A 16,930-nucleotide genomic window follows, 5' to 3' on the forward strand; every position below is an offset into this window, starting at 1 on the left:
TGCGCCCGCGAGCCACGCTCGACTACCACTGCCCTGCGGAGATGATCATGCGTGCGCTGGGGCGTGATGACCTCGCCCAAGCCATCGATGATGCACTTCTAGATTGACACCGCCTAACCCAAAGAAATGGCCTCTAGAGCTGGTAGCACTCCGTTGGATAGAAGCGTTGGAAGGTCTGGGCGAGCAAATAGCTGCCGGCCCAAGGCCGCTACACAGCGGCTACACCGCAACGCGCCAACGCGGTGAGGACTTAAGGCAGGCCAGTCCTACGGTCGAAACGCATGTGGTGTCCAGTTGCTCGGATAAGCACAACACCGCCCACGCTTTAAGCCCTCTGCGCTGTGGCGCGTTGCGGTGTAGCCGCTGTGTAGCGGCCGTGGGCCGCCACCGATCTGGCTGGCATCGCTCGTCAGGCTCGCATTCCACGCAATGCTATGAGCTCTTCAGGCCATTTTCTTTGGGTTACTTTTCTTTTGGGCCAGCAAAAGAAAAGTGACCCGGACCGCGGCAGCGGTTCGGAACGCCCGCTCCGTAAGCGGCACGCTGGCGATCACGCCCAGTTGTCGCGCGATCGAGAGCACCCGCCCCTCATCCCAACCTTCTCCCCAGAGGGGAGAAGGAGCCAGCGGTCGCGGTGACGTCGAGTCGCCGCCGACGAGCCAGCGCAAAACCACACCCCTCAAGCCGTCACCCTGACCCGCAACAACTGCAACCCGCGCATGAACATCCGCCCCGGCAACCCCAGCCGTCCGGCGATCGTCCCGAGCAAGGCATAGTCCTCTTCCGTCCAGTAGCGCACCAGCACGCCGGCCGGCGCGTAAAGACAGACGAACGTGATCCCGGCAGGAACGAAAGCGAACCTGCCCGGCACCAGTTCCAACACCAGCATGGCCACGCCGGTGGCGAGCGCACTCACGGCAAGCAGGCGGAGCATGGGTGACCAGGGGATACCTTCGCTGGTGACGCGGCGCAGGTAATACACCGCCAGGATCAGCTCGGAGATCCGCGTGCCGCTGTAGGCCAGTACGGCGCCAGCCAGGCCAAAACGTGGAATCAGCGCAATGCCAAGCACGATGTTGACGATCAGGGCGCGTCCGGAGAGGCGAATGCGATCATCCTGGCGATCCACCACGGTCTGGAACGCCACGATGCCGTTGACGAACAACAACACGCCCGCGAGCACCAGGATCGTGATGATGCTGGGAATCGCCTCGGTGTATTTGTGGCCGTACATCAAGGTCACCAGGCCCGACGTGGTGACCAGGCCGAGGCCGGCGATGGCGAGGCCGGCGGCCCAGTAGAAGCGGGTTGCCTCGGACAGGAAGCGCGCCGCGTGTTCCTGGCCCTTCTGCCCGAAAGCCTTGGCCATGTACGGAAGCAAGGTGGCGGTGAGACCTACCGAGAACAGCTCCACCGCTCCGCGTGTCAGGGTCGAGGCAATCGCGAAGAAGCCCACCGCCGTCGTGGTGGAGAACGTATTGAGCATGAACATCTCGACCGTGCCGCCCTTGATCGAGGTGAGCATCACCAGGGTCGCGGTAAGCCACAGATGGCGTCGCAGCCGCACGCTCATCTCTTGCGGAATCGGGCCTGGTACGATGGGGAGGCAATAGCGGCGATAGGCGATGCGATTGATCAGGTTGAGCGACAGCGACGACACCGCATAGATCGCTATGAACGCAAGCAGATCCGCATGCACCACGGTGGCCGCAATCACCAGGCCGACGGTCAACGCGCCGCTCAATACGGTGGCGATGGCCTCGGGCTCGAAATGCTCCTGCCCCTTGGAAATCGCCACGCGCATGGCGAAGTTCGCCCGGGCGGTCACCGCCACAATCGACAGCACGATCATCGGGCCCAGGAAAACCCGCCATTCCACCGGCTTGACGATAAAGCTGATCAGCGCAAAGGCGACCAAGACCAGGCACAGGCTAAGATGCTGCACGCGGTTCAGGCCGGAGGCGATATGCGAGGCGATATCCGCCCTGCCCGCGCCATCGGCCTCGGCGATGAACTTCATCGAAGAAGTCGTCAGCGCATGGTTGCTGCAGATGATCAGCCAACGGCACAGCCACACCGTGAACGCATAGCGACCGAAGTCCGCCGGCCCCAGCGCGCGCGCCACCCACACGCTGATCAGCAGGCCCAGACCGTATTCGATATAGGCCGACACCGATACGATGGCGACACTGCGCAAAACAGCCAGGCGTTGATTCATGAAGAGTCCGTCCGCGACCTTGGCTGTGTGGCGATGCGGAGTCATCGTGTTCACTGGCCGACAGGGTGGGATGCGAGCGCGGCAGCACCGCTGCCCGCCGGTTGATGGATCATCCATTGCACGACGCCGCTGCCGCGATTGTTCCAGTTGAAGCGACGTGCCGTATCGCTGCGCTCTGCGCAATCGACGTTATAGGACGAGGTCAGCGCTTCCAGCCGGCGTTTCAGTGCGGCAATCTGCACAGGATCGGTCTCGAAGTAATAAGCGGCCGCCACGGGCAAGCCCAGTTCGACGTTGTGGGCGTCGCTGTACCAGCCATCGGAATCCTCGATGTGGGACAACACCTCGCTGCTGGCCTGGGACGACGACCAATACCAGGCAATCAGTCCATCCGGCCCCGAGCAGGGATTGCGCCAATCGTGCGAGCCCTTCATCAGCTTGCGGTCGATCCAGCCGTACTTCTCCAGGTAGCGCCCGAATCCCGTGATCATCTCGGGGATGCGCTTGTCGCCGGTGACCAGCCATGCGTGCCACAGCGCATCGATGATGTTCTCAGTCATCCATGGCGAGGCGCCACGCACATCGGTGGCCGCGTTGTAGCTGTCGTTTTCGTGCAGCTGCCAGCTGTTGCGCCAGGAGCCGTCGTTACCCAGGTGGTCCGGATTGTCGCGTTGATGATCGTAGAGCCAGCCGACGCGTTGCTTGATCATGGCCAGCTCATGCGGATTGCCGCTGAGCTCGTAGGCACTCACCGTAGCCAGCAGGCCCAGCCCCACCAGGCGTTCGGTGAAGTACTCCGACGCGTGGGTATAAGGACCGGGCTCGCCGCTCCAGCCGCCATTGGCCCACAGGGTCACCATCTTGTTGACGGTGTCCGTATCGTGGGTGGTGTCGTTGCCGGTCAGGGCGAGCGCCAGCACGATCGGCTCGATATAGACGTACTTGGCGTCGCAAGGCTTTCCGCCCAGGGTCCAGCCACCACCGCATGACGGCCCCATGGGCAAGCCGTCGCGCTTGATGTACTTCATGTAGAAGCGATAGCTCGTATCGGCGGCCTGCAGATAATCGAATCGGCCGGTGCGGATATAGGCCTTGAACAAGGTGGAGGGCCGATCGAACAGCCACGCCGTCGGATCGTCCACCGGTAATTTCTGGGCCCACTGGAACTGGCGAGCCACATACTTGGCATACGCCTCGTTCGGGCTCGCCGGGGTCTGCGGCCCGGCAATCAACGACGCCGTCAGCCATTCCGGCGTCAGCGTGCCCAGGGCCATGGGTACCCGCAGGCCCTGCTCGCCGTCGACGAGTCCGGTGTCGTAAGGCCAGCCCGCGATCTCCTCCTGCCGCGGCTTGCCGATGGCGAAGTAATAGGTCTCCTTGTCGCTGGCCAGCGGCGCGCGGAACTGCACGCGAACCGCGCGGATGCTGCCGTCCTTGAAATGCCAGCGCAGAGTGACCTTGGCCGCGGCGGCGACCTCGTTGCCCTTCCCGTCAAGAATGCGCACCAGATTCGGATCGGTCAGCGCCCCGGGTGGAAACGGAATGCCCAGCGACACCAGCACCGGCGATCCGCTGCCGGCATTGCGGTGGAGCACGATCTTCTGCTCGGCCACGATGTCCGACGGCGTCGCCGCCGCACTGCCGCTGTGCTTGGCACCACCCGTCGCCTGTGCCGCCATGCTGCGCGGCGCCGCATTGAGCGAGTGCGCGGCCAGCAGATAGGCGCTCAACACCAGCAGCAACAGCAGCGACAGCGCCGCGCGCAGCCGACGTAACCGCGACATGGGTGGCTTAGCTGACATAGTCCACGCTCTGCGACAGCTTCAGCTCCCACTGGAAGGCGGTGCGCACGATGAAATCGAGGTCGTCGTAGCGTGGATGCCAGTCGAGCACACGCTGCAGGCGGTCGCTGCACGCGATCAGCATCGGCAGGTCACCGACCCGGCGTGGCAGCTCGACCACATTCAGCGCCCGGCCACTGACCCGCGTTACCGCATCGATCACCTCGCGCACGCTGTAGCCGTGCCCGTAGCCACAGTTCAGCGTAAGCGACTCGCCCCCCGAACGCAGGTGATCCAGCGCGCGCAAATGCGCTGCGGCGAGGTCCTCCACATGGATATAGTCGCGGATGCCGGTACCGTCCGGGGTGTTGTAGTCGGTACCGTAGATGGAGAGGCTCGCGCATTTCCCCACCGCGTGCTGACACGCCACCTTGATCAGCAAGGTGGCGTGCGGCGTCGAATGGCCGATGCGCCCCGCGGGATCGCAACCGGCGACATTGAAGTAACGCAGGATGACGTGGCGCAAGGCGCCAGCCGCGCTGAGGTCGCGCACCATCGTCTCCGACATCAGCTTCGACATGCCATAGGGATTGATCGGACGGGTGGGTGTGTCTTCATCGGCCACCCCCGCCTCGGTCATGCCGTAAACCGCCGCCGTCGACGAGAAGATGAACTTCGACACTTCGGCCTCGGCGCAACACGCGAGAAGATTGCACGTGTTGCAGGTGTTGTTGCCGTAGTACTTGACCGGATCGCATACCGACTCGGGCACGACCGTGTGCGCCGCGAAATGCAGGACCGTGTCCACCCGATGCTCGGCCAGCACGCGCGACACCAGGCTGCGATCACCGACATTGCCAACCACCAGCTCCGCGCCATGCACGGCGTCACGGAAGCCGGTCGACAGGTTGTCGATAACCACGACGTGTTCGCCGCGCGCCACCAGCTGCTGCACGACATGACTGCCGATATAGCCGGCGCCGCCGGTGACGAGGACTCCGTTCATGCTGGGACACCTGCATTAGCGACGGGAAAGTTGCGGCAAAGCCATTCCTCAACGTGATCGATAAGGCGCTTGCGGTCATCGACGAGGACGAAGGTATGGTCCATCTCTTCCAGGTAGCGGGTGCTCACCGCCGGATGGTTCATCACCCGGCCAAAACACTCGCGAAACTGGTGCGCATGATTGAAATACGTGTTGATGCCGCCGCTATAGATCAGGCAAAGCTTGGTGCCCCGCTCGATCATGCCGGCGAAATCGACCCGCACGACCGACTGCGGCAAGGGCGCCACCCGGAATACCGGCTCGCCGCCGCTGGCTTCGTTGGCCGTGCGCACGCGGGTCAGGCGCCGCCACCAGCGCATCGGGTTGAAGAGGCGTGGCAAGTAGTGGCGAATCCTGAAGCCCAACGTGCGATAGGCGTAGCCGTCCATGAATACCGCGCCGGCGATCTTGTCATCGCGGCAGGCCACGGCGTGCGCGTTCTGGGCACCGGAGCAGAGGCCAATCAAGACGAACCGGGTGCAGCCGGCGTGCCGGTGCAACAGCCCCATGGCGTCGTCCGCATCGGCATGAATCTGTTGCACGCGCGATTGCGATTCACCGCTGGCGCCGCTATCGCCAATCGTCGAGAAGTCGAAACGAAGTGTCGGGTAGCCGAGCGCATTGAGGCGCCGCGTCATGTCCACGGCCAACCGGAAGGGCCCCACGCGATGGACCAGCCCCGAGTTGAGCACGATGACGCCGACGCTGTCCCGCCGCGCATCCGGCAACCCGGCGATCCCGATCAGATGCCGCGCCCTGCCAAAACGGAAGGCCTGCTCGCTCATCGGTGCGCACCTAGAACATGTGCGTTCAGGGCCCGAACAGGTGCCGAAACGGCCTGCACATGTGCCGTAACGGCCTGCACCAGCGAGTGCGAGAGTATCGCCACTTCCAGTTTCGCCAAGTCATCCCATGGCGTTGGCGGTTCCAGTCGCTGGATGCTGGTCTCGTCCATCGCAAGCGCCTTCCACGTCTGCGCGGAGGGTTGTGGCAACGAGTCAAGCAGCAGCGACGGAGTCGTTTCCCAGTCCGCCGCCAGGCCATTGATCTGCTCACGCAGCTCAGGATTGACGGCAAAGCCGAGCCACTGCTCGCCGGCGAGTTCAGCGGGTCGTGGCCTGATGAAGCGACGGGTGTCCTGCCGCAGCGCATCCTGCATCGCATCCAGCGTCGCCACATAGGCATGGCCATCGACCACCGGGTCCCACACCACCACATCGGCCAGATGCGCGGCAGGCGCCGCGGCCAAGGCCAGGCTTCCGCCCAGGCGTGCGCCGAACGCCAGCACGCGATCCACGCCGCTGCGCGCACGAAGTTCATTGGCCGCCGTCACGGTGTCGCTGATGCAGCGATCCCAGCGCACTTCCGCACTCTCCCCCAGCGAATCACCGCAGCCGTAGCAGTCAAAGCGCAGCACAGGTATGCCCGCCGAGGCCAGCGCGTGCGCCAGTTGCCGATACAGCCGATGGCAGCGGATCTGATCCTGTCCGAGCGGCGCGCACAGCAGCGCCGCCTTCCCGGCCGTCCGCGCCGCCGCATGGTAAATGCCAAACAGCTCGTGGCGATCCCCGAAAAAGAAGGGCAGTTCGGCTTCGGTCCGCGTCGTCATCGTGTGAACACCACCGTCAGCAGATATTCGTTCTCGTGATAGCTTTGGGCGGCTGCATCGCTGCTGCGAATCTGGCGCACGTAAGAGGCGTGCCAGCTCCAGTGCGGCGTCCACTGATGGCCAAAATCGATGCCGAAGCGATAGTCCTTGTCGGTACGGTCGATGTTGTCGTAGACGAAGCGGTCCACCGTCGTGAAGCCCGACAAGGTCACGGTCGGGCGCAACTTGTAGGAAGCGGTGAAGCTGATGCCGCGGTCCGACTGGTTGAGCTGGGTGTCGTTGACATAGACCAGCTTGTCGTAAGCCGGTGCGATGGTCAGTGACAGGCGCTCGTCGCGATAGTTGTAGGACGCATCCAGCCGGCGCTCCTTGTACACATCCGAACTGATGATTGCCGTTCCGGTGTTGATGCCGCCACGTACGTCGCTGAGCACCTGTGCCACCGGCTGCAACGGCACCACGTCGGTACCTATCTGGACGCTGTTTGGTTGCAGGATGCTCTGCGCCGCGTCGACGTACTGGTAGGCACCGGACAGCGTGAACGTGCTTTGCGCGGACGGTCGCCAGCCCACCGTCACGCGCGCGAGCGGGTCGCTCAGATGCGGCCCGCCACTCTGGTAGTCGATGTTGGTCCAACCCGCCGTCAGGTTCGCATCGAAGTGCGTCAGTCGCGTCGCATAGGTTCCGTAAACCTCGTAGCGGTCGTAGTTTGGACCCGCCGTGCTGTCGGTAAACGTGACATGCTGGTACTCGGCATTGAACGAGATCTGGTCCGTCGGATTGATGTCCCTGAACAGGCGGAACGCCGCGTCCCCGCGCGAGGAATTGAATTCCGTCACCTTCGAGGCGTAGCTGTTGACGTAGTGCAGCTCCACCTGTCCGGTCATCGCTTCGCCGACGCGGAAGTGCAGCGTCGGCCCCACCGCCAGCACATTGGTCTGCTGCTGATTGCTGGGGGCATTCGGGGCCAACGTGTCGACCGGCTCGACGCCCGCATAGTCCTGCACGAATACATCCAGGCGCTGCGGTACCACGGTCCAATTGGCCTGGGCGGCCAAGGAGCCCACCGTCTGGTTGCTGAAGTTGTTGCCGGGGTAGTCGCGGTATTCGATGTTGCCCGTGGCCGTGGCCTGCACCGTCGAGCCCTGCTGCGTATAGGCGAAATTCACGCCCGGGATGATCACGTTCTGGCTGATCGGCTCCGACGTGCTCAAGGTGATGTTGTCGCTGTGCTCGAAAGACATATAAAGCGAGTAGTCGAATTGGTCAGCCAACGCGCTTCCCGAGGTGGCGGCCAGTGCAAGCCCTAGGGATCGGACGAGTGTGGTTCGTACCGCCATGTTCCTTCCTCCAGTGGATACGTCGCGGCAGGAATCGCCCCCCAAAAAACCTTCGCAATGCGTACAGCACCGGCTCAGGGCAAGTCGTTGAACACCACACCGGCCATCTTTTCCGGGTCGAAATTGGTCACGGCCTGACTGATGGCGGCCGGCGTATCGCGGCCGTAACCGGCCACCACCACGACGAAATCCGCCAGATCGGACAGGATGCGGGCGTCCGGCGAACCCTTGATCGCCGGACCATCGAGAAACAGGTAGCGATCCGGATAACGCGAGCTAAGCGAGTCCAGCAGCGTGCCCATGCGATGCGACGAGAAATACTCGCCGCTGTTCTCGCGCGCCTTGCCGGCTGGAATCAGGCGGACCCGGGGAATGCCCGTGCGATAAAGCACCGGTGCGATGCCCAGGGCCGGCTGTTCCAGGAAATCGATCAGGCCACCCGCCAGCGGCTCGACGCCAAGCGCCTTGTGCTGGCTCGGATAGCGCAGGTTGCAGTCGATCAGCAGGCTCGTCTTGGCCTCGTCGAAGGCAAACGCTGCCGCCAGATTGCGGGCGACGAAGCTGCCACCGGAACGCGGACTGACCGAGACGACCAGGGTGACGAAATTCTGTTCGCCGGCGATGCCAAGCAGGCGCGTGCGGATCTCGCGAAACGCGTCGGACTGCCGCCGTACCGATTCCTCACGGTGGATCAGGCGGCGTTCTTCCAGCTGCAAGGGCACGAGGCCGCCCACGCCGTCATTCATGCGCGCAATCGAATGACCGTGCGTCGAGTGACGCTCGAGATTCCGGGCCGCGTTCTCCAGCACTTCTTCAATGCTGCCTGCGAGGTCCTTGTCGTGCTCGTCCTTCATGCTCATTGTTTTAGCCTCAGCCAGAACATGGCCAGGTACACCACGCCCACACCAGCCACCATCAACAGCAGGATCAGGTTTTGCAGCCGATCGCGCCGACGATCATTCGGCGTTGGATAGAACGGAATGGAGGCCAACACGGCGAGCCCGGTGGCCTGCTCCAACCGCTCGACCGAGCGCACCCGCGGGTCGAAGCGCACTGCGCAGAACAGCAATCCCAGCGGTATCGCCAGCGACAGCGCAATGCCGGCCAGGCTGAAATGCATGAAGCGCAGGCCCGAAGGCGTCAATGGCATGACGGCAGGATTCTGCACTAGGAAGGTGAGGCCACGCTGCTCGGCGTCCAGGTTCATCGACACGCGGGCGTTCTCGCGGCGCTTGAGCAGGTCCTGATAGACGTCGCGGTTCACGTTGTAGTCGCGCGTCAGTTCCGATGTGACATTCTCGGAGCTGGCGATGCGTGCGCTGCGCTGCAGTTCGGACTGCAACATCGCCTCGCTGGCGCCCAGGCGCGCCGCGGCGGCGGCCGTGGAGGCGCGGGTCGCCGCTAGCTGCGTCTTGATCTGCTGGTAGGCGGGATTGAACTGCACGCGGCTGTCCAGCGCGATCGGCGTCCCGGACAACTGCGCCGCGGCCTTGCGCTGGTCATCCTGCGCCATCTGCTGGCGCAGGTCCTGCATCTGATGCCGGACGCGCACGACGTCCGGGTATTCTTCGGTATAGGTCAACAGCAACTTGTCGAGCTGGCCCTGCAGATCGGCCATCTGGGTCTCGTAGATGCCACCGGTGGTCTGCACCGTGTTCACTTCCGATTCGCCGGTCAGCTGGGCCGCCAGCGAACCCTCTTGCGAGCGGCGCTCCATCAAGTCCATGCGCGCGGTTTCGATCTGGCTGCGCAACTGGCTGATGCGCGCATTGGTGTCGGCTTCGCTGCCGGGGCGCGCATCATCGTTGCTGTCACGATACGCCTTGAGCTTGTCCTCGGCGTCGGTAAGCTTCTTGCGGTAAGCCTCGACCTGGCTGTTGATGAATTCGTAGGCGTCGCGGCTTTCGCGTTGCTTCGACGCCAGGCTCTCGCTGATGAAGAGCTGGGCGAGCTCGCGGGTGACCAGGTACGTGCGCTTCGGATTGCTGTCGGAATAGCTGATCGTGATGAGGTTGTCGTGCGCGGTGACTACCTTCGTACGTGCCTTGATGCCGTCGATGATGCGATCCTGTTCCACCGGCGAAGGATGCGTTGCCATCCAGCCGCCAGCCACCAGGACTTCACTCATCACCTTGCGGCTGAAAATCACGTCACGCGCAATGCTCGCGCGATTCTTGTTGCCGGTCGCCGCCGCGGCGCCTTCCATCAGCGGCGAGATGATGCTGCTTTCCTGCGCGAGGATGGTGGTGGACGCCTCGTACTTCTTGGGCCACAACATGCCCGTGACCAGGGCCGCCAAGGCGATCAGCGCGAACGCGACGCCCATGACCACACGACGCCGCCGCGCCTCACTCACAATGGCAGGCAGCACGCTGGCAAACGTTGTCATTTCCCCGCTCATACCCTTCCCCCCCGCCTTGTCCCTAGGCGTTGGCCTGCGTCAGAAAGCTCGCATTGGCACCGTCACGACATCACCGGGCTGCACTGGATAATTGGTTGCCAGGTCGCCTTGCTTCAGCACCTTGTCCAGGCGCACCGCGTATTGCTTGGTCACGCCATCACTGCCTGCGCGATAAAGCTCGGTGCGGTCCGGAGCCGCGAATTCCGTGGTCCCTCCCGCTGCCAGCACGGCGTCAAGCACGGTCATGCCCTGGCGATAGGGAATCGACACCGGCGAGCGAACCGCACCGGTAACGCGAACACGCGACAGGTATTCATGGCTGCGCAACTCAGTGAGGATCACCGCCACCTGCGGGTCGCGCACATACGACTGCAATTTGTCCTTGATCTCGCCCGCAACCTCCTCGGGCGTCTTGCCACCCGCGACGACATCGCCAATCAAGGGCACCGTGATCATGCCGTCTGGCCGTACCGGTACATTCACGCTGAGGTCGGGGTTGTGCCACACGGTAATCTGCAACTGGTCGTCGACACCGATGCGATAGGTGGTCACCGCCTGCGCGTTGGGATCGATCTTGGGCGCTTCACGCGAGCCACCGTTGCTGGCACATGCCGTCAAGGTGAGCACGAAGCACAAAGCGAGAAATCGCAGCACGGTGTTCATGTGGTTCCCCTGTTCAACAAAACTGTGAAACCAGTCACGATCGAGTATATCCAAGAACAAAATTGGCTTGACAACTCCATTCGGCCTATGACTAGCGACTACTTACTGCAGGCCGCGAACAGCGGTTACGCCAACTCGAGGCGAAGCGAGTCAGGGAGCAGGCGCAGCCACCAGCGGGCTCGCCATAGGTCATAGCCAAGACGGCCGAAGCACGTCGCCGGTTTCTTGCGGGATCCTCGCCGCGTGACTTGATCGCTCTACGGCGAAGCTGGGAAACACCATCATTCCCATTTGCCTCTATCGATGCTTGGGCGAGGGAACATCGCGCGATGTAGCGCGTGAAATCCGCTCAAATGACCGGTCTACGTGCTCTTGGCCGTACGGCTGCTTGAACTTGCGAATGCAGCTGCATGCGATCGACACCCGGCTCGGCGAGCGCGATGCAAGCCAGCGAAACGCGATCACCGACGCGCGGCCCGGCGGTTCCTCCGCCTTGGCCATCGATCATGGCGGTATGGACGCGCATTCACCTGGGCTCTATAGCCATTAGCCTATGGACGACTCGGTCCATTTCCCTATGCGAGGTAACGCCATGATTCGTCCTCCCGCCATTGCCGCATTCGACGCCCAGCCCATGCATGGCCGGGTGGTCCTGGTGACCGGCGGCGCGCAAGGCATTGGTCGTGGCATTGCGCAGGCCGTCCTCGGTGCCGGCGGCAGCGTCATGCTGGGCGACCTCGATGCCGAAGCGGGACAGGCCTGTCTGGCGGAATGGCGGGAGCCAGCACGCGCCGCCTTCGGTCGCCTGCATGTCGCGCACGAGGGGAGCGTGAAGCGCTGGATCGCCTCTGCGCTGAAGCGCTTCGGCCGCATCGATGGACTGGTGAACAACGCGGGCATCGTCAGCCCACACGTCGCCTCGCTCACCGAGTTGTCGCTCGCCAGTTGGAACAGCTATTTGGCGACCAATCTCACCGGTGCGTTCCTGTGCAGCAAATACGCCCTGCCCGCCCTGTCCGAGCATCGCGGTGCCATCGTCAACATCGCATCGACGCGCGCCTTGCAGTCCGAGCCCGATTCGGAAGCCTACGCAGCGAGCAAAGGCGGACTCGTGGCGTTTACCCATGCGCTGGCCGTCAGCGCCGGGCCACAGGTACGGGTCAACGCGATCCTGCCGGGATGGATTGCCACGGATGCTTGGCAAAAGCCGTCGACGCGGAAGGCTCCCAAACTGAGCCGCCAGGACCACGCCCAACATCCTGCCGGTCGCGTGGGCACGCCCGAAGACATCGGGGCCATGGCCGTTTATCTGCTCTCAGACGCATCCGGCTTCGTCACCGGCCAACACTTCGTCGTGGATGGCGGCATGACCGTGAAGATGCAGTACGTCTAGTGCGCGCTCTTTCATCCAGCTCACGCAGGCCTCGTCGCAGGAATGCACACCGCGGACACTGACATCGGCACCAAAGAAAAGGCACCTAGGTTTCCCTAGGTGCCTGTTCCAATTGGTGGGCCGTGAGTGATTCGAACACTCGACCAATTGATTAAGAGTCAACTGCTCTACCAGCTGAGCTAACGGCCCGACAAATTTTTTAACTGGGGTGGAAGATGGGACTCGAACCCACGACCCTCGGAATCACAATCCGATGCTCTAACCAGCTGAGCTACATCCACCGCAAAACTGGAATTGGCGCGCCCGACAGGAATCGAACCTGCAACCGTCGGCTTAGAAGGCCGATGCTCTATCCGGTTGAGCTACAGGCGCTCTTGCACTTCGTGCATAGCATCTGCTGGTCGGGGCAGAGGGATTCGAACCCACGACATCCAGCTCCCAAAGCTGGCGCTCTACCAGGCTGAGCTATACCCCGATTTCGAACCCTCAACCGCCGAGGCGGGCTGAAGCTTAGAAATGCTACGGGTGACGCCTAGCCTAGTCAATCCGTATCAAAGCACACCGAACTTCAAAACATCGTCCAGCTCGCTTGGCGGTGTATTGCCTTGCGATACAAGTCGTGACTAGCAAACATCACAACCCGCTTAAAATGGCGCGCCCGGAGAGATTCGAACTCCCGACCACCAAGTTCGTAGCCTGGTACTCTATCCAACTGAGCTACGGGCGCGTTTTTAAACTTTAGCTCTGTCGCCACCCACCGAAGTGAAAGCGCCGAAGCCAGAAGCGGAATTATTCAGATTCGTGGCGTGTGCGTCAACTCTTTTTTTCATTTTTTTTTCACCGCCGTCGACAAATCTTCACGTTCGACGGCGAGATCACAGCGCCTGAGCCGCTCATTTTAGCCGTCCGTTCGTGTTTCGGCTACACCTTTTGATGAACTTCCGTCGACGATGCGCACCGCCTGCATGGCCGCGTTGACCGCTGCATGCAAAAGAAAAAAGGCGGCACAAGGCCGCCTTTTCTCGCCTGCCACATCGCGATCAGCGATCGGCCATGCGACTCTGCGTGGCGGGGTCACCCACCTTCGCGCCCGCATCGCCACGCGGCGGCGGAGGCGGCGGCGTGGAGCCCGTCGACGAGGTCTTCGACCAGTCTGCCGGCGGACCCGGCACGCGGCCATTCATGATGTCGTCGATCTGGTGTGCGTCGATCGTCTCGTACTGCAGCAGCGCGTCGGCCATGACGTGCAGCTTGTCGATGTTGTCCGTCAGCAGCTGGCGGGTGCGCTCATAGGCGCGATCCAGGATCGAACGCACTTCCTCATCGATCTTGCGCGCCGTCTCGTTGGAGACGTTCTTGTGCTGGGTGACGGCACGTCCCAGGAAGACTTCGTCCTCTTCCTCACCATAGGTCATCGGGCCGAGCTTGTCGGACAGGCCCCACTTCGTGGCCATGTTGCGTGCCATCTTGGTGGCGCGCTCGATGTCGTTGGAGGCACCGGTGGTGACCTTGTCCTCGCCGAAGATCAACGCTTCCGCCACGCGGCCACCGTACAGCGAGCACAGCTGCGACTGGATCGCCACGCGATTGATGCTGTACTTGTCGCCTTCCGGCAGGTACATGGTGACGCCCAGCGCGCGACCACGCGGAATGATCGTGACCTTGTAGACGGGATCGTGCTCCGGCACCAGGCGGCCGACGATGGCGTGGCCAGCCTCGTGATACGCGGTGAGCCGCTTCTCGTCCTCGCTCATGGCCATCGAGCGGCGCTCGGTGCCCATCAGGATCTTGTCGCGTGCCTTGTCCAGATGAATCATGCGCACGTCACGGGCGTTTTCGCGCGCCGCGAACAAGGCCGCCTCGTTCACGAGGTTGGCCAGGTCGGCACCAGAGAAGCCTGGCGTGCCGCGTGCAATGGTCATGGCATCGACGTCCGCCGCAATCGGCACGCGACGCATATGCACCTTGAGGATCTGCTCGCGGCCCCTGACGTCCGGCAAACCCACCACCACTTGGCGGTCGAAGCGGCCCGGGCGCAGCAAGGCCGGATCGAGCACGTCCGGACGGTTGGTGGCGGCGATGACGATGACGCCTTCGGTGCCCTCGAAACCATCCATCTCGACCAGCAGCTGGTTCAGCGTCTGCTCGCGCTCGTCGTGACCGCCGCCGAGGCCTGCGCCACGATGGCGGCCGACCGCGTCGATTTCGTCGATGAAGATGATGCACGGCGCGTGCTTCTTGGCCTGCTCGAACATGTCGCGCACGCGGCTGGCGCCGACGCCGACGAACATTTCGACGAAGTCGGAACCGGAAATGGAGAAGAACGGCACCTTGGCCTCGCCTGCGATGGCCTTGGCCAGCAGGGTCTTGCCGGTGCCCGGCGGGCCCACCATCAACACGCCGCGGGGAATCTTGCCGCCCAGCTTCTGGAACTTGCTCGGGTCACGCAGGAACTCGACCAACTCGCCGACTTCTTCCTTGGCCTCGTCGCAGCCGGCCACGTCGCTGAAGTTGACCTTGATCTGGTCCTCGCCCTGCAGCTTGGCGCGCGAGCGACCAAAGCTCATCGCGCCGCGACCGCCGGCACCGGCCTGCATCTGGCGCATGAACCAGATGAACACGCCCACGATGAGAATGATCGGCAGCCAGTTAAGCAGCAGGCCCAGCAGGGAGAAGCCGTTGTTGGACGGGTCCTGGCGCACCTCGACACCCTTGTCCTGCATCTGCTTGACCACCGAATTGGTGGACCAGCCGAGCACAGGCGCAACGGTGCGGAACGAGCTGCCGTCCTTCAGCTTGCCGCTGATGGAGGCCGGCTGGTCGGCGCTGATCGTGGCGGTGGACACGTTGCCGTTGTCCACGCTCTGCACGAAGCTGCTGTAGGCCAGATCCGAGGAGGAGGTGCCACGCGGATTGAAGCTCTGGAACACCGTGAGCAGGACCACCGCGATGATCAGCCAGAGCAGCAGGTTTTTCGCCATTTCATTCATGCACGGTTCTCGCCCGGTTGCCCGCCGGAGGCCTTGCGGCCGACGGCTAATGCGTACACCTCCCGCGAACGTGCGCGGGAGGCCTTAGGTTTACGCATGGTCACGCGGCTGAAGTCTGCGCGCAAGCTGCGTACGTAATCGTCAAAGCCAGTCCCCTGAAACAGCTTGATCAGGAACGACCCACCGGGTTTGAGCCATTGACGGCTGAAATCCAGCGCCAGGTCGGCCAGATCCATGGCACGGATCTGATCAGCCAAGGCCACGCCACTCATATTGGGGGCCATATCGGACAGCACAAGATCGACCTTGTTGCCCTCCAGGCGCTCCTCCAGCTGGCGTAGCACGGTTTCTTCACGAAAATCGCCCTGCAGGAAGTCCACGCCGCCGATCCCCTGCATGGGCAGGATATCCAGCGCGATGATGGTGCCATTGTCGCCCAGCCGCTTGCGCGCCAACTGCGACCAGCCGCCCGGGGCGGCGCCCAGGTCGACGATGCGCATGCCGGGCTTGAGCAGGCGGTCACGGTCGATCAGCTCTTCCAGCTTGAAGGCCGCACGCGAGCGCAGACCCTCGGCCTGGGCCTTCTTCACATAAACATCATCGAAGTGCTCCCGCAGCCAACGGGAACTACTTTTGCTGCGAGACATGGTCGGCGCGGGCCACTAATACGGGGGAGGTGGCCTGCATGATACCCTTAGCAGTCTCATTGCCGCGAATCCGAGACTGAACGCATGGCTCTTTCCCCCTCGCAGCGCCGTTATTTGCGCAGCCTCGCCCACGATCTCCACCCCGTCATCCTGCTTGGCGCCAAGGGTGCGACCGAGGCTGTCCTGAAGGAACTCGACCTCGCCCTGGCCCACCACGAGCTGGTGAAGGTGAAGCTGTCGGGCGGCGACAAGGAAGAGCGCGACGCGCAGATCAGCTTCCTCGCCGACGGCACCCGCGCCGAAAGCGTGCAGCAGATCGGCCATATCGTGGTGCTGTTCCGCCGCAACGAAGAAGACCCCAAGCTCGCCCTTCCGCGCTAAGAACCTGCTCTCATGGATCTCTCGCTGGACCGCCCCGGCAATTACCTTTACGTGCGTCGCGTCGGCCCGCGCAGCATCACCGTGGTCGATCGCGAGTTCACCACCAGTTTCCTGCTGTCGCCGGATCGCGCCGTGGAAAACTGGCCGGTGGCGGCATCCAGCGAACTGGATGCCGGCCATATCGAGGCCATCCTGGCGCTGAAGCCGGAACTGGTCATTGTGGGCACCGGCCAACGCCAGGTGTTTCCCGCCGCCGCCTTCATGGCCGGCTTGCTGCGCAAGGGCATCGGCGTGGAAGTGATGGACAACGGCGCCGCCGCACGCACCTATGACCTGCTGGCCGCCGAGAGCCGCCGCGTGGTCGCGGCGTTTATCCTGCCGGCCTAGAGGCGGCGCCAGGCGCCAACTGACTGTTGTAGGAGCGCACCCAGTGCGCGAAAAACCTACGAAGCGGCATTCTCA

At 63.1% G+C, this 16,930-nt stretch carries 15 protein-coding genes and 5 tRNA genes; 4 read left to right on the plus strand and 16 right to left on the minus strand.

Going from position 1 to position 16,930, the window contains the following annotated elements; genetic code table 11:
* Positions 1-679: 679 nt before the first annotated feature.
* The 9 genes from OUZ49_RS09075 to OUZ49_RS09115 all read right to left on the minus strand — a co-directional run bounded on the left by OUZ49_RS09075 (position 680) and on the right by OUZ49_RS09115 (position 11,057).
* Complete coding sequence (locus tag OUZ49_RS09075; protein WP_266150048.1) at positions 680-2,218, minus strand: oligosaccharide flippase family protein; 1,539 nt, start codon at positions 2,216-2,218, stop codon at positions 680-682.
* Positions 2,219-2,268: 50 nt separating this feature from the next.
* Positions 2,269-4,002, minus strand: a complete 1,734-nt coding sequence (locus tag OUZ49_RS09080) for a hypothetical protein (RefSeq protein WP_266150049.1) — start codon at positions 4,000-4,002, stop codon at positions 2,269-2,271.
* 7 nt (positions 4,003-4,009) lie between these two features.
* Entirely contained in the window at positions 4,010-5,005 is a 996-nt protein-coding gene (gene galE / locus OUZ49_RS09085; protein WP_266150050.1) for a UDP-glucose 4-epimerase GalE, read from the minus strand.
* On the minus strand, positions 5,002-5,829 hold the full coding sequence (locus OUZ49_RS09090) for an alpha/beta fold hydrolase (protein WP_266150052.1): 828 nt from the start codon (positions 5,827-5,829) through the stop codon (positions 5,002-5,004). The genes galE and OUZ49_RS09090 overlap by 4 nt, the downstream gene beginning before the upstream one ends.
* Positions 5,826-6,653 (minus strand): serine aminopeptidase domain-containing protein, encoded by an 828-nt coding sequence (locus OUZ49_RS09095; protein WP_266150053.1) that lies wholly within the window; start codon positions 6,651-6,653, stop codon positions 5,826-5,828. The genes OUZ49_RS09090 and OUZ49_RS09095 overlap by 4 nt, the downstream gene beginning before the upstream one ends.
* A complete protein-coding gene (locus tag OUZ49_RS09100) occupies positions 6,650-7,927 on the minus strand; it encodes a porin family protein (RefSeq protein WP_266150054.1) in 1,278 nt (425 codons plus the stop codon). Before OUZ49_RS09100 ends, OUZ49_RS09095 begins: the two co-directional genes overlap by 4 nt.
* Before the next feature lie 140 nt (positions 7,928-8,067).
* Positions 8,068-8,853: a P-loop NTPase family protein gene (locus OUZ49_RS09105; protein WP_266150055.1), complete on the minus strand. Its 786-nt coding sequence runs from the start codon at positions 8,851-8,853 to the stop codon at positions 8,068-8,070.
* Entirely contained in the window at positions 8,850-10,382 is a 1,533-nt protein-coding gene (locus tag OUZ49_RS09110) for an XrtA system polysaccharide chain length determinant (protein ID WP_266150056.1), read from the minus strand. Before OUZ49_RS09110 ends, OUZ49_RS09105 begins: the two co-directional genes overlap by 4 nt.
* Positions 10,383-10,433: 51 nt before the next feature.
* Positions 10,434-11,057, minus strand: coding sequence for an XrtA/PEP-CTERM system exopolysaccharide export protein (locus tag OUZ49_RS09115; protein ID WP_266150057.1), 624 nt, complete (start codon positions 11,055-11,057; stop codon positions 10,434-10,436).
* Between the two features lie 400 nt (positions 11,058-11,457).
* Here OUZ49_RS09115 and OUZ49_RS09120 point away from each other — a divergent pair, with 400 nt between their 5' ends.
* Together OUZ49_RS09120 and OUZ49_RS09125 are read left to right on the plus strand one after the other, a co-directional pair.
* The gene (locus tag OUZ49_RS09120; protein ID WP_266150058.1) at positions 11,458-11,607 is read left to right on the plus strand and encodes a hypothetical protein; all 150 of its coding nucleotides are present in this window, start codon (positions 11,458-11,460) and stop codon (positions 11,605-11,607) included.
* Positions 11,608-11,649: 42 nt separating this feature from the next.
* Entirely contained in the window at positions 11,650-12,450 is an 801-nt protein-coding gene (locus OUZ49_RS09125) for an SDR family oxidoreductase (RefSeq protein WP_266150059.1), read from the plus strand.
* A 113-nt stretch (positions 12,451-12,563) separates the two neighbouring features.
* Here OUZ49_RS09125 and OUZ49_RS09130 read toward each other — a convergent pair.
* The 7 genes from OUZ49_RS09130 to rlmE form a co-directional block, all read right to left on the minus strand.
* A tRNA-Lys gene (locus OUZ49_RS09130) sits at positions 12,564-12,639 on the minus strand.
* Between the two features lie 15 nt (positions 12,640-12,654).
* Positions 12,655-12,731, minus strand: a tRNA-His gene (locus tag OUZ49_RS09135).
* A gap of 14 nt (positions 12,732-12,745) precedes the next feature.
* Positions 12,746-12,822 (minus strand) — tRNA-Arg (locus tag OUZ49_RS09140).
* 26 nt (positions 12,823-12,848) lie between these two features.
* Positions 12,849-12,925 (minus strand) — tRNA-Pro (locus tag OUZ49_RS09145).
* Between the two features lie 175 nt (positions 12,926-13,100).
* Positions 13,101-13,177: transfer RNA gene (locus tag OUZ49_RS09150), tRNA-Arg, on the minus strand.
* Positions 13,178-13,490: 313 nt separating this feature from the next.
* Entirely contained in the window at positions 13,491-15,440 is a 1,950-nt protein-coding gene (gene ftsH / locus OUZ49_RS09155; RefSeq protein WP_266150060.1) for an ATP-dependent zinc metalloprotease FtsH, read from the minus strand.
* Positions 15,437-16,087: a 23S rRNA (uridine(2552)-2'-O)-methyltransferase RlmE gene (gene rlmE, locus OUZ49_RS09160; RefSeq protein ID WP_266150061.1), complete on the minus strand. Its 651-nt coding sequence runs from the start codon at positions 16,085-16,087 to the stop codon at positions 15,437-15,439. Before rlmE ends, ftsH begins: the two co-directional genes overlap by 4 nt.
* 84 nt (positions 16,088-16,171) lie before the next feature.
* On the opposite strand from rlmE, the gene yhbY reads away from it, so the two are divergent.
* Together yhbY and OUZ49_RS09170 are read left to right on the plus strand one after the other, a co-directional pair.
* Positions 16,172-16,468 (plus strand): ribosome assembly RNA-binding protein YhbY, encoded by a 297-nt coding sequence (gene yhbY, locus OUZ49_RS09165; RefSeq protein ID WP_266150062.1) that lies wholly within the window; start codon positions 16,172-16,174, stop codon positions 16,466-16,468.
* A 12-nt stretch (positions 16,469-16,480) separates the two neighbouring features.
* Positions 16,481-16,855: an Mth938-like domain-containing protein gene (locus tag OUZ49_RS09170; protein WP_266150063.1), complete on the plus strand. Its 375-nt coding sequence runs from the start codon at positions 16,481-16,483 to the stop codon at positions 16,853-16,855.
* Positions 16,856-16,930 lie beyond the last annotated feature (75 nt).

The sequence above is a fragment of the Dyella halodurans genome (assembly GCF_026283925.1).
Lineage (GTDB): Bacteria > Pseudomonadota > Gammaproteobacteria > Xanthomonadales > Rhodanobacteraceae > Dyella > Dyella halodurans.